At 35.5% G+C, this 11,960-nt stretch carries 7 protein-coding genes; 2 read left to right on the plus strand and 5 right to left on the minus strand.

Annotated features, from left to right (window positions below; all coding sequences use genetic code 11):
• The first annotated feature begins 7 nt into the window (after positions 1-7).
• Both ACEN2N_RS00305 and ACEN2N_RS00310 read left to right on the plus strand, forming a co-directional pair.
• Positions 8-1,492 carry a PKD domain-containing protein gene (locus ACEN2N_RS00305; RefSeq protein ID WP_441822460.1) on the plus strand — a complete coding sequence of 495 codons (1,485 nt, stop codon included), beginning with the start codon at positions 8-10 and terminating at the stop codon, positions 1,490-1,492.
• A 102-nt stretch (positions 1,493-1,594) separates the two neighbouring features.
• The gene (locus ACEN2N_RS00310) at positions 1,595-4,909 is read left to right on the plus strand and encodes a VCBS repeat-containing protein (RefSeq protein ID WP_441822461.1); all 3,315 of its coding nucleotides are present in this window, start codon (positions 1,595-1,597) and stop codon (positions 4,907-4,909) included.
• 123 nt (positions 4,910-5,032) lie between these two features.
• On the opposite strand, the gene ACEN2N_RS00315 is transcribed toward ACEN2N_RS00310, so the two are convergent.
• The 5 genes from ACEN2N_RS00315 to ACEN2N_RS00335 form a co-directional block, all read right to left on the minus strand.
• The gene (locus ACEN2N_RS00315; RefSeq protein ID WP_441822462.1) at positions 5,033-6,223 is read right to left on the minus strand and encodes an HYR domain-containing protein; all 1,191 of its coding nucleotides are present in this window, start codon (positions 6,221-6,223) and stop codon (positions 5,033-5,035) included.
• Positions 6,224-6,386: 163 nt separating this feature from the next.
• On the minus strand, positions 6,387-7,880 hold the full coding sequence (locus ACEN2N_RS00320; RefSeq protein WP_441822463.1) for an alpha-L-fucosidase: 1,494 nt from the start codon (positions 7,878-7,880) through the stop codon (positions 6,387-6,389).
• A gap of 25 nt (positions 7,881-7,905) precedes the next feature.
• On the minus strand, positions 7,906-9,297 hold the full coding sequence (locus tag ACEN2N_RS00325) for a DUF2231 domain-containing protein (protein ID WP_441822464.1): 1,392 nt from the start codon (positions 9,295-9,297) through the stop codon (positions 7,906-7,908).
• A gap of 21 nt (positions 9,298-9,318) precedes the next feature.
• Positions 9,319-10,425 carry a twin-arginine translocation signal domain-containing protein gene (locus tag ACEN2N_RS00330; protein WP_441822465.1) on the minus strand — a complete coding sequence of 369 codons (1,107 nt, stop codon included), beginning with the start codon at positions 10,423-10,425 and terminating at the stop codon, positions 9,319-9,321.
• Positions 10,426-10,444: 19 nt separating this feature from the next.
• The gene (locus ACEN2N_RS00335) at positions 10,445-11,959 is read right to left on the minus strand and encodes a DUF1501 domain-containing protein (protein ID WP_441822466.1); all 1,515 of its coding nucleotides are present in this window, start codon (positions 11,957-11,959) and stop codon (positions 10,445-10,447) included.
• Position 11,960: the final 1 nt, after the last annotated feature.

Genomic DNA, 11,960 nt, shown 5'->3' on the forward strand with positions numbered 1-11,960 from the left:
TATAAAAATGAAAAATAAAAAATATTATAGCCTGTGGGTTTTAACACTAGCACTTTTAGCAACATTTATAAGTTGTGAAGAAGATGGTGATGTTAGAGACGGCATTAGAGATGTGAACTTTAAAGCAACAGCAAAAAACAGAAATATAACTGAAGGGGGTACCATTACTTTTATTGATTCGTCAACAAATGTTACCAGTAGATTATGGACATTTACCGAGGGTAGTATACCTACTTCTGACCAAGCAACGGTAGATGTTGATTACCTAACTGGGCAATCTTTAAATGCAGAGGGTGTATTACCAGGTTATCTTACATCATTATCAGTAACACATGATGACGGTACGGTTGAAGAAGGTGAATTTTTAGTTCGTGTATATAATAAAGTAAATGTTGATTTTGAAGCTGAAGATACTGAAGTTATTATCGGTGCTAGTACCACATTTACACCTGTAGTTGAGAATTTACGATCGTTATTTGAAGAAGCTAGAGCCGAAGATGGTCTCGAATGGACATTTGAAGGTGGTACGCCCGCTACTTCTAACGCTGAAAACCCTACTGTAACCTACAACACATTAGGTACGTACAGGGTAACATTAACTGCACACAGAGAGTCTCCGCTAAGCGAAGCTACTAAAACTGTTGAAGGATTTATTACTGTTACAGAGCCTGTACCTTTAGTACCAGATGCTGCTGTAGAATTAGAAGACGAAACAATAAGCATTTCTTTTAATGGAGATTTTGAACCTGTTACCGGTCAAGAAGCTTTCATTGAGGTTAAAGTGAATGGTGTTAATTTTGCCGTAGAAAGTTTATCTGTTGATGCAACTGATCAAGGCTTTTTAAACATTAAGTTACAAGATGCAATTTATCAAGATGATGATATTACTGTATCATTATTGCCTGGAAGTAATATTGTGGCGATGGATACAAGGACCCCAGAAACTTTTACAGACTTACCTGTAGAGTCGTTTAAAGAACAGTTCTTAATTTCTGAAGGTCAATTTGAAGAAGCATTAGATTTTGATTGGATTAAATTACCTCAAAATGCTACAATTGATGGAATTACAGAGGTTCTATTAGTAGATCCTCCAACAGGTGAACCAACAGGTGTAGTCCCTTCAGGTAAGGTAATCAACTTAGCTTTAAATAGAAATGGTGGTGCCACACAGGGTAATGCTAATGCTCAAACGGCTACTGCTGAAGTTAATCTAGTGGCAGGTCAAAATTATGTTATAAAATTTAAACGTTATATGACAGCTAATTCTCCTAATATTTTATTCCGCTTTAATAATCAAGGTGGTGCCAATCAGCTTTCTTTTAACGCTATGGCAGGAGATCCAAACTTAGTTGACAGATGGCTAGAATCTGAATTTAAATTTACTGCACTAGCTACTCACGCTGGGAAATTTAATATAGTATCAGCTTGGGCTGCCTATGCTGATTTCTATATTGACGATATAGTAATTGAATCTGATGAAGCAAGACCATAATAAAATTTTTATATTAGAATAGATAAAAAACTGTCTGAAAAATTAATCTTTCAGGCAGTTTTTTTTATTTTCCTTACCTATTAATAAAACACCAATTAAATTATGAAATACAAGTTTGTAGCTTTAATATTTGCTTGTCTCTCATTCTTTACATGCAAAAAAGATATTACCAAAGAAGATGTACTAAAAGAAGAAAATGACTCACCATTGTTTGAGTTAGTAGCTTCACAAACAAGCGGAATAACTTTTAGTAATGACATTGAAGAGAATTTCGAGCATTTTTATGAATTTTTCAACTATGTATATAACGGTGCAGGGGTCGCCGTTGGCGATATTAACAATGATGGCTTAGCAGATATTTATTTTGTGGGCAACGAAGTTGAAAACAAACTTTACCTGAACAAAGGCAATTTTGAATTTGAAGATATCACTGCAAAAGCGAATATTGACAAAAACGAAGGATGGCATAACGGTGTTGTCATGGTCGACATAAATGGAGATAATCTACTTGATATTTATGTTTGCCGAGGTGGGTTTAGAAATAAAAAGGAAGACAGAGAAAATTTACTTTTTATTAATCAAGGCGATTTGACCTTCAAAGAAGATGCGGCATCATTTGGTTTAAATGATAATGGCTACTCGATTATGGCTTCTTTCTTTGATGCCGATAATGATAACGATTTAGACATGTACCTTACTAACAGACCTGAAAAATTCTTTCAAAATTACACTCAAGTACTAGAAGGTAAAGCTAACGAAGATGATTTCTATAGAGATAAATTATACATTAACAATAATGGAAAATATGAAGAAATTGGGCTAAAGTCCGGAATAAATAATAATTACGGCTACGGTTTAGGTTTGGCTACTTCAGATTTAAATAGTGACGGAAAAATAGATATCTATGTTTCTAACGATTATTTAGAAAGAGATTATGCGTATATAAATCAAGGCAATAACTCGTTTAACGATGAACTTACTAAGCGCTTTAACCACGTTCCTTTTTACGCTATGGGCGTAGATATTGTAGACTTTAACAATGATGGGTTTGAAGATATCATTCAATTAGAAATGTTACCTGAAGATTACGAACGTTCTAAAACTACCATGGCGTCGATGAATACAAAATTGTTCAGTGATATGACCACGAACGGTTTTCATTACCAATACATGCACAACATGCTACACTTAAACCGGGGTAACGGTATGTATAGTGAAATCAGCGCATATTCAGGTGTAGGAAAAACCGATTGGAGTTGGTCTTGTTTAGGTAGTGATTTTGATAATGACGGCTTTAATGATCTCTTTATCACTAACGGATTTAAAAGAGATATTTGGGACAAAGACACGAATGCTAATATAGGGCAATACATGCAGAGTATGGAAGCTCGTAAAAAGACTACTCAAGAAAATGTAGCTTACATTGTAAATCAATTCAAAGAAAACAAAAGACCAAATTATATTTTTCAAAATAATGGCGACCTAACATTTACCAAAAAAACAAAAGAATGGGGTCTAGATAAAGAAAGCTTATCCAATGGTGCATCTTTAGGTGATTTGGACAACGACGGTGATCTCGATATTATTGTAAACAATATAGATGGCACTGCTTTTATCTATAAAAACACTTCTGAAGAATTAGATAACAATTACTTAAAAATAAAATTGAACGGCCCTAAGAACAACCCAACGGGTTTAGGTGCTAAAATAACTTTAAAGTATAATAACGAAATACAATTTCATGAGTTCAAAACTGTAAGAGGCTATTTATCATCTATTGAACCAATCAATCATTTCGGATTGGGAAAAACAGATTCTATAGATGAATTAGATATTGTTTGGCCAGACGGTAAAGAATATACTTTGCAGCGTGTACAGGCTAACCAAATGCTAGAGATTAATTATGAAGCCGCAAAAATTAAAACAGTCCCTGAAGCCTCTGCTAAAACTATTTTTACAGAAGTCACCGATTCAAAGTTCAGTTCACCCTTTGTTCATCATGAAAACGAATATGATGATTTTAAAAAACAGATACTACTTCCTCATAAATTATCTCAAAATGGACCATGTATAACCGTCGGAGATGTCAACAATGATGGCTTAGATGATTTTTATGTAGGTGGCGCGGCAAATCAGCAAGCAGCACTTTATCTACAGAATTCTAAAGGTCAGTTCTCGTTAATTAAACAACCAGCTTTCGAATCGACCTCAAAATACGAAGATGTTGGTGCAGTATTTTTTGATGCTGACGGTGATTTAGATGTAGACCTATACGTGGTAAGTGGCGGCAATGAATTTGAACAAAACTCCCCCACCCTACAAGATCGACTCTACCTTAATAATGGCAAAGGTAATTTTGAACTTACGAATAGTTTACCGAATGTAACAGAGAGCGGTTCGTGTGTTGTACCGTTAGATTTTGATAAGGATGGTGATTTAGATCTCTTCGTTGGCGGTAGGCTGATTCCTAATTCTTACCCTAACGTACCAAACAGCTTTTTACTTGAAAATGATAAGGGTATTTTTACAGATGTGACGCAAAAGATAGCTCCTGAACTATCAAAGATCGGCATGGTTACTTCGGCTACTTGGAACGATATTGATGGTGATTCTTTAGAAGAGCTTATCGTCGTTGGTGAATGGATGCCCATTACCATTTTCAAAAAACAAGGTCAAGAATTTATCAATGCAACTGCATCTTTTAATTTAGCAAAAACAAGCGGTTGGTGGAACAAAATTGTTGCCACCGATATCGATAAAGACGGAGACACTGATTTTATAATCGGAAATCTTGGCCTTAATTACAAATTTACCGCTAGCGTTGAAAAACCATTTACCATCTATGCAAATGATTTTGATCGTAATGGTACTAATGATATTTTTCTGACCAAACACTACAAAGATAGGCTTGTACCTGTGCGTGGTAAAGAATGTTCTTCTCAACAACTGCCACAAATAAGTCAAAAATTTAGAACCTATCAACAATTTGCAAAAGCAGATATTGACGATATTTTACCAAATATTGAAAATGCGTTAAAATATGAAGTTCAACTTTTTGAAAGTATTATATTAGAAAACAATAATGGCGAACTAAAGATCAAACCACTCCCAAAAGAGGCGCAGTTTTCTGTTATAAATGGCATTGTTGTAGATGATTTTAATAATGACAACATTCTCGATATTTTAATAGCAGGAAATAAGTTTGAGGTTGAAGTTGAAACCACAAGAGCAGATGCATCAATAGGTCAACTATTTTTAGGTACCGAAAATGGTAATTATAAAGCTATAAATTACCTTGAAAGTGGAATTTTACTTCCTTATAATGTAAAAGGAATTGAGAAAATAATTATTGATAACAAGACCGGAATTTTAAGTGCCGTTAACGATGATAAGTTACGCCTATTTGAACTACAATAAATAACACCTAAATAGTTCTAAGGAATATTAACATATTTACAAATAAAAAAAGCCGGAGTTGGTAAAACAACTCCGGCTTTTCACCTAATTCACTTTATGTTCTCGATGTATTAAGCGCGTCAACTATTCATCTTCAAGTTTCCAAGATCTGATCCAATCATATTTTGTTGTTAGATCATCAAAAGAAGCAGTTTTAAATATTGTTTCAGAATCAATCGGGTTCCAATCATAAGTTTCTATAGCCATGGTCAAATGCCCCTCTAAATCAAAATCGGCAGGCGGATTTGTAATGGTATGCGTTAATTGTCCATCCAAGTAAAATAATATCTCAGTTGGCGATTTCCACCAGCATCCGTATACAAAATACCTAGAATTATTTTTCTCCTCTAAAACTGTTTTGGCGGGACTTTGTTTTGAACCGGTAACTTCAGTATCACATTCCCTTTCATGTCGCCAAGTATTAGAGGCATATATATGATCAAAATCTGCCGCCCAAGCAGCTGTCGTTGTAAGTCTGCCCACACATTCCTGTATATCTAATTCGAGTTTTCTTAGTGGACCAGTATTGCAGTTCTGTTGAAAAGCTATCCAAAAAGTAGAGGACATAATTGTTTTATTCGCTTGCATTCTACATTCATAATAATGCCCTTGTGTTGCATTTAACTTAGAACGTACTATTGCTCCACCATGGGTAAACTCTATGCCATTAACTGTTTTTGGAGTTTCAAATTCTTCGGTAGTAACATTCATGTTACCGTCACTAACGGAAACATTATCAGATTCAAATAAGCCCGGCGGGCGACCGATCCAGTTGAAGCCATCGGTCGACGGACTTCTATGCCATTTATCATCATCAAAAGTGGTCCCATTAAATTCATCTGACATATTCTCGACCTTTGTCCATTTTTTGCCTTCAGGTGTAGGATTTGCATTGATAAAATAAGGCAGATTTGCAGATGCATCATTCTGTACAACGGTAACTTCAAAACTGCATATTGTTTTATTTCCTGCTGTATCTCTAGCCTCAAAAGTATTGATTGTTGTACCTATCGGAAATTTTGCTCCTGTTGCCAAACCCTTAATTTGAGATGTAATTGCGCTTATATTATCGCTTCCTTTAGGAGTTTCATAAGTAACCACAGCACCATCTTCGAAAGACTCAACGTTTACGATTATAGATTCTTGACAATTTATTGTGGGGGCTATAGTATCTAGTTCAACCTTATCAGCTGAGTCATCGCCACTACTGCAAGAGGTCAATATACATACAGCTAGTGCATAAAATATCGTGTAATTCAACATATAAAACTTCATTCTTATGGTTTTATATAAAGTTAATCGACCACTAAAGAAATATCTTTTCAAATGTTTTTTACACTATAACATATGATCTTTCATCATAAAACTTAAAAAGTATTATTCCCACTTAACCAATTGCTATCTATGAAAATAGCTTTTTAGTGTTTTATGAAAAATATTATTTCACAAACTCAATCTTATAGGCAAATGCGTAATCACCAATTTTGTTTTCAGAAGGTTGAATAATTAGTTCCGCATCATTTTGATCCCAAGATATTTTCTCAGGATTACCTAAAAGTTGAACACTTTTTATTTTTCTTTCGTGTTTACCAAGTGCTTTTATACGTATTTCTACTTCTGGTCGGTCTAGAACAAAAGCATATAATAAATTGTCTTTAGTAGTAAATCTAATATCCGCTGCTGTATTATCTGCATTCTTATGCTCACTTAAATGACCTTCAATAACCTCTGCAGGTCCTTCTCCATAAATTTTCCAAGGTCTGGTTCCATAGATAGCTTCGCCATTGGTAGTTAACCACTCTCCCATCTGCAATAAGCGTTCTTCAACTTCAATGGGTATTTTACCTTGAGCTGTAGGTGTTATATTAAGTAATACTGCTCCATTTTTACTGACCACATCGACCAAAAAATCAATAAGCCTATTGGTAGATTTATATTCAGGATTTTCAATATTACTCCATGCTTTCCAATCTATAGAATCGTCAGTTAACCAAGTAAACTCTTTTTTCTCACTCATTCTAGAGCGCTCTAAATCTAAAACTGCAGAGCCCACCGCTAAATCGGTAAACTTATAGGTAACGACTACATCTTTCCCTTTTTCAAGTCCACTATTATAAAAATCTGCTAAAAATTGTTTTCTATAATCTTCACCTATGATATCCATTTTGTTATCGAACCAAACAATATCAGGGTCATACTTAGTGGTTAATTCCGTAAGCCTGTCTAACCAATCTTGGTTAAATTTTTCATCAGGTAAGGGATCTGTAGGTTTATTTGCCATAACAAATGTACCCTCTGGAACTTTCGGACCATAAAGCCCTTCAAATAATGGATTTGAAGCATCTGAATTTTCATCCCAAGTTGGGTACCATGCATATAGCCAATGACGATGATAGGTAGTGATAAATTTAAGTCCGCGAGATTTTATGGCTTTTTCCATAGCGCCGACTACATCTATTTTGGGTCCCATATCTTTTGCATCCCATTTGGTAAGTTGACTATCCCACATGGCAAAACCATCGGCATGTTCGGCAATGGGTCCTGCAAACTGAGCCCCAGCTTTTACGAATAAATCTGCCCAAACATCGGCATCAAACGCTTCTGCCTTAAACATGGGTATAAAATCTTTGTAGCCAAATTTATCTAAAGGCCCATACGTTTCTTTATGATGTTTATTAATTTGGTGCCCATCTACATACATCCACCGAGAATACCATTCATTTTCATAAGCAGGAACAGCGTACGGTCCCCAATGAAAATAGATTCCGAATTTTAAATCTTTATACCATTCCGGCACTTCATATTGCTGCAAAGATTCCCAATCTGGAGTATATTTTTGCGTATTAATTTCTGAATCGACAATTGTTTTTTGCGAAGAACAACCGAGCGAAATTAAAATTATGATACTACTAAAAAATATACCTTTCTTCATGTGATTTAGTGCTCCTATTTAATTTTTAATCGATTATAATTTTAGGATAATCATTGATCGATACTTTTACTATATCCTCTTTTTTAATATTCGTTTTCCAAACATAGGCATATTTAAGCTGCTTCATTTCAGAAAAAGAAGGGATACTTTTAGAGGTTATTTCAGTCCCTAACAGATTTACACTTGTCAAATTTTCTAATTTAATCAATTGCTCAACTGCATTATCTGATAACGGATTATCGTTCAATTTCAATTTCTGAATATTCGGGAATTGGGAAATCAATTTTACATGATCATCTTTTATTTGATTATTCTCTAATGACAACCAAAGAATATTTTCTTTTATAGAAAGTAATTTTTCGAGTTTTTTGGACATCGCATCGGGTGTAGCATTTTCATTTGAATTTGGCGCTAATACAGCTTCATACAACCCAGATTCAAATGCAAGTTCACGTAACCTAAAACCTTCTGCCTGTAGTTCAATTATTTTATTATCTGAAACTAGACTCACACTCGGTATAGGTATTTCTGAACCACTAGAAGAACCCGTTGACAACCCTAACATAGTACTGGCGATACCCGTTACAATTTCATCTGTTTCTACAGAAGCAACTTTAGTTTTAAAGTTCGCTTGCGCATTATCTATCCAATACGTTAATATAGCTATCTCTTCTTCGGTCAATGGTGTTTTACCTTCTGGAGGCATAAAATCATCATCGTGCGGGTCTAACAATACTCTTTTTAGCATTTCAGAATTCAGGGCATCCCCAGCAATTATTACTTCTCCGTTTTTTCCGCCATCAAGGATAGATACACTATCAGCAATAGAAAGTCCGCCTTTCTTTTTACTTGAATTATGGCAGCTTGCACATTTATTCTGTAAAATAGGATTAACCAAATGACCAAAAACCTCAGCATCTTCTACTTTAGTTACCGCAACAAGCTCCTCTTTTTCTGCACCGCCAAAAGGCATATATTTCACCAAATAATCACTTCCATGGGTAAGGTTACCACCATAATGACCGGTAACACTTAACAGTATTACCAATAGCGTAAGAAATGAAATATTTGGCTGTAGCTTTTTTAAACTAGAAATTTTTATTTTTTCGATACGTATGAGCCATGCTAGAAAAGCAATTGCGGTAGTTGCAATACCGAACCAAAAGTGAGTATCTAAAGCAGCTTCTTCATAATCACCACTTAAGGACAACATATACCCTAATATACAAGCAACGACACCACTAAGTCCACCTAAAAATAAGGCTAAAGGAATACCTGATGTTAAAACAGGATTTTTTTTCCATCTGCTAAAAACTTCTAGAACAAATGCGAAAAATAAAAAACCAATTGGCAAATGCACAACAAGCGGATGAAACCTACCTAAAAACAATACAAAATCTGGAACACTATTATCCATAATTACTTTTTCAAAATTACCTTAAACACGTTCTAATTTAATAGGTGCTGTTTTATTCGCGTTCCATTGACAGATGTATAAATTTTTGTCTTCATCTACACATACATCATGACCATGAAGAATAGGTTTATTCTCTAATTGATATGATTTTTGCAATTCACCGTTTTTATATTCTGGAGTTGTACCACCTGGGTTAGAAACTACTTTGTCATTCTCTAAAATGGTAACAAAACCAGTATGATCTTTCCAATTTGTTTTCCCTACTATAGGTTGAGACCAGCATACCCCTGCGTATAAATTAACATCATCAAAAACAGGTCTACATACCTGCATATTCGGTAGTTTAAGTGTCTTAACATATTTACCTTCTAAAGTAAACCACTTAAACGATTGTTCATTTCTGGAAGTACAAACTACCATTGGATTATTTTTTTCTCTGTAATCTATTGCGACACCATGTGCATTTTGAAGATTATAATTCGGATCTTCATTATCATGTCCGCCCCATTTACGAATAAACTCACCTTTATGATTGTACTGTAAAATAAAATCTTGCCCATAACCGTCTGCCACATAGATATCGCCCTTAGGACCAACGGCAACTTCAGTGGGACAAAAATTTAATCCTGGTTCATAAACACCAATAGTTTGTGGGTGCCCAATATCAAATAGAACCTTCCCGTCCATCGTAGTTTTTGAAATTCTACCATTATGCTTGGTCCATTTCCCTGTTTTATTTAGGTACCACCCAGAATCAGCCAAAAATAGAAAATCTTCGCCTCCTTCTTTTGAAATTGTTAATCCATGACCACCTGGGTAGGCAGTTCCCCAATAGTCCAATAACTTACCAGATTTATCAAATATCAACACATTGTTCTGTGGGTGATCACCGATCATAATTAAACGACCTTTACTATCCATTTCCATTTCATGGCAGTTCAACAAGGGTGTTCTAACCGAACTTATTTGTGCCCAATCGTTATGCACCTTATATTGATATTCGCCATGGCCTAATATGGTATCAGCCGGTTTATTCTTTTTTAGAGTATTGAATCCGAATGTTGGTACAGCCGTTAAAGCTGCACCCGCAATAGTGGTTTTTTTTATAAAATTTCTTCTGGTTGGCATAAATGTTATTTGTTGACTACTAGGTTAATAAATCTTTGACTACGTTACCATGAACATCGGTTAAACGGTATCGCCTACCTTGATGTTTAAAGGTTAATCGTTCATGATCAACACCGAATAGATGTAAAAGCGTTGCATGAAAATCGTGCACATGCACTGGATCTTTAACCACGTTATAGCTATAGTCATCTGTTTCGCCATAGCTAAAACCTGGCTTTACACCTGCACCTGCCATCCACATAGTAAATGCTTTTGGGTGATGATCTCGACCATAGTTCTCTTTTGTAAGTTGACCTTGAGAATAGACCGTTCTACCAAATTCACCACCCCAAACTACCAAGGTATCATCTAGCATACCACGTTGTTTTAAATCTTTGACCAATGCAGCAGTAGCTTGGTCTGTTTTCTTTGATTGACTTTTAACCCCACCCGGACAATAGTTATGCTGATCCCAACCTTGGTGATACAGCTGCACAAATTTTACGCCCTTTTCTAATAGTTTTCTTGCCATTAGGCAATTTGCTGCATAAGTGCCTGGATCCCTACTATCTTTACCATACATCTCAAAAGTACTGTCTGACTCGTCTGAAAGATCTGAAACCTCGGGTACAGAAGTTTGCATTTTAAAAGCCATTTCGTACTGCGACATTCTAGCCTGAATTTCTGGATCACCATAAGCATCGTGTTGAAGGTTATTAAGATCACCCAAATAATCTAACATATGTCTACGATCATTACCGTCGTAATTTTCTGGATCACTTAGGTACAACACTGGGTCTTTACCCGAGCGAAATTGTACGCCCTGGTGTTCGGTAGGTAAAAATCCGTTGCCCCATAAGCTGGCCTTTAACGGTTGTCCTTTTCCATTTTTAGAAACCAGGGTAATAAACGTAGGTAGGTTTTCATTGTCAGAACCAAGACCATAGCTTAACCACGAACCAATAGAAGGTCTACCCGGTAACTGATTACCCGTTTGCATAAACGTTATTGCCGGAGTGTGATTAATTTGATCCGTCTGCATTCCTTTTATAAAACACAAATCGTCAACTACCTCAGATAAATAAGGCATTGCGTCACTGACCCAAGCTCTTGACTCTCCATATTGTTTAAAATTAAAAGTTGATGGTGCAATGGGAAGTGTGCTTTGGTTACCACTCATACCTGTTAATCGCTGACCACTCATTACAGAATCAGGAAGTTCTTTACCGAACATATCTGATAGTTTTGGCTTGTAATCGAAGAGATCCATTTGTGATGGTCCGCCACTTTGAAAAAGGTAGATGATTCTTTTCGCCTTTGGCAGATGATGTGGCAGTCCTAATCTATTCTTATTATATGCTTTTAGAATATCTTCGGGCGCACTATTCTTATCAATACCTGCGAATAATTTTTCGGTTCCCAAAAGACTACCCAATGCCAAGGCTCCAATACCCAAAGACGTTTTCTTTAAAAAATGTCTTCTGTCTAGCTGACTTTCTAATTTATGTAAATCTTTATTATTAGACCTTAATTTATGTTGATGATCGTTACACATA

This window comes from Maribacter spongiicola, assembly GCF_052119685.1.
In the GTDB taxonomy this organism is placed as follows: domain Bacteria; phylum Bacteroidota; class Bacteroidia; order Flavobacteriales; family Flavobacteriaceae; genus Maribacter; species Maribacter spongiicola_A.

Excerpts from the sequence above, each read along its gene's own strand:
- ACEN2N_RS00305 (WP_441822460.1), top strand. The coding sequence starts at position 8 with ATGAAAAATAAAAAATATTATAGCCTGTGGGTTTTAACACTAGCACTT.
- ACEN2N_RS00310 (WP_441822461.1), top strand. The coding sequence starts at position 1,595 with ATGAAATACAAGTTTGTAGCTTTAATATTTGCTTGTCTCTCATTCTTT.
- ACEN2N_RS00315 (WP_441822462.1), bottom strand. The coding sequence starts at position 6,223 with ATGAAGTTTTATATGTTGAATTACACGATATTTTATGCACTAGCTGTA.
- ACEN2N_RS00320 (WP_441822463.1), bottom strand. The coding sequence starts at position 7,880 with ATGAAGAAAGGTATATTTTTTAGTAGTATCATAATTTTAATTTCGCTC.
- ACEN2N_RS00325 (WP_441822464.1), bottom strand. The coding sequence starts at position 9,297 with ATGGATAATAGTGTTCCAGATTTTGTATTGTTTTTAGGTAGGTTTCAT.
- ACEN2N_RS00330 (WP_441822465.1), bottom strand. The coding sequence starts at position 10,425 with ATGCCAACCAGAAGAAATTTTATAAAAAAAACCACTATTGCGGGTGCA.
- ACEN2N_RS00335 (WP_441822466.1), bottom strand. The coding sequence starts at position 11,959 with ATGTGTAACGATCATCAACATAAATTAAGGTCTAATAATAAAGATTTA.